The sequence below is a fragment of the Desulfogranum japonicum DSM 18378 genome, assembly GCF_000429945.1.
Classification (GTDB): domain Bacteria; phylum Desulfobacterota; class Desulfobulbia; order Desulfobulbales; family Desulfobulbaceae; genus Desulfogranum; species Desulfogranum japonicum.
In genome coordinates this window covers 1-1,381 of sequence record NZ_AUCV01000124.1, presented here as the reverse complement: position 1 = coordinate 1,381, position 1,381 = coordinate 1, and the positions used below count along the sequence as shown (strand labels likewise).

General features: G+C 48.7%; 1 protein-coding gene. It reads left to right on the top strand.

Annotated elements, in window-relative coordinates; all coding sequences use genetic code 11:
* The first annotated feature begins 9 nt into the window (after positions 1–9).
* Positions 10–1,362 (top strand): IS66 family transposase, encoded by a 1,353-nt coding sequence (gene tnpC / locus G493_RS30865; protein WP_051309814.1) that lies wholly within the window; start codon positions 10–12, stop codon positions 1,360–1,362.
* The last annotated feature ends 19 nt before the right edge of the window (positions 1,363–1,381 follow it).

Genomic DNA, 1,381 nt, shown 5'->3' with positions numbered 1-1,381 from the left:
CCTGAAGGACTGCAGGTTACCGAAGAAGATTTGGCAGCCACTCCGCCTGCTGTTCAACAACTCCTGCTCCATCTCATCGAGAAAGTCACGCAGCAGGAGAAACGAATTGAAGAGCTGGAAGCCAAACTGGGCATGAATTCCTCCAATTCCAACAAGCCACCATCAACGGATTCACCGTACAAGGAAAAGGGCACAGGCAAGAAACCCGGGAAACGCAAAAAGAGGCAGGGTCATCGTCAACAACTCATGCCTCCAACGGAAACCCGTAAGATCCTCCCTCCAGCATGTTCCTGCGGGTGCAGGGAATACGATGAGCTTGAGCCATTTTACACACACCAGCATATTGAATTGCCTGAAATCAAGGTAAAGGTTCTCCATTTCATCCTTCACAAAGGTGTCTGTGCAAAATGTGGGAAACAGGGTAAAGGAATACTACCAGGCGAGCATACGACAGGTTTTGGGCCAAGATTTTCCGCTCTCGTCGCTGAACTCGGTGGCATTAACGGTAATAGCCGTGAGACCATTCAAACCTTTTGCAGGTCTGTACTTGGCGTGCATGTCAGCCTCGGGGTGGTGCAAAAAATACTAGACCGGGCTTCCAATTCTATCAAGCCGCATTACGAGGCGGTCGGAGACAAAACCAGAGCTGAAAAGGTAAACCATGTTGATGAAACATCCTGGAAGCAAAATGGTAAACTCAATTGGCTGTGGGTAATGACCAGCACTGCTTTTGCCTTCTTCATGCTCCATACCAATCGTTCCCAGGAAGCTTTTGATCAACTGATAGGGGCCTGGGAAGGGATTTTGGTAAGTGATGGATATCGATTATATCAGAATTGGGTCCATGGACGGCAGACCTGTCTTGCACATTTGATCCGTCGAGCAGATGGCTTGGCTGAAAGAAAAAATCCCGAATTAGCCAGATGCGGAAAATGGGCGGGAAAAGAACTGCGCAAATTGTGTAAAATGGCAAAAGATCCTCCCCCCATGGCAGAGTGGCGAGCATTTTATGCAAGACTTTGCAGATTGATAGCGCTTTATCGCGACTGCGAAAGTGAAGCGGGGACCTTTGTCCGGCATATTGAGAAAGAAATGGATTCGCTGTTCACGTTTCTTGTCGAAGAAAATGTAGACCCTACAAATAATTTTGCAGAGCGCATGATCCGTTTCGCGGTTCTCTGGCGTAAACGTTCCCAAGGCACCAAATCTGAAAAGGGTAACCGCTGGGTCGAACGTATACTGACACTCAGGCAGACCTGTCGACTTCAGGGCAAGTCAACATACGAAATCCTGGTCGACGCCATGGAAAACTATTTCAAAGACCAGCAACCCGATTTGCAGTGGATCAGGCAGGCTACCTGAGCCCCCTGTGATCAGTTAC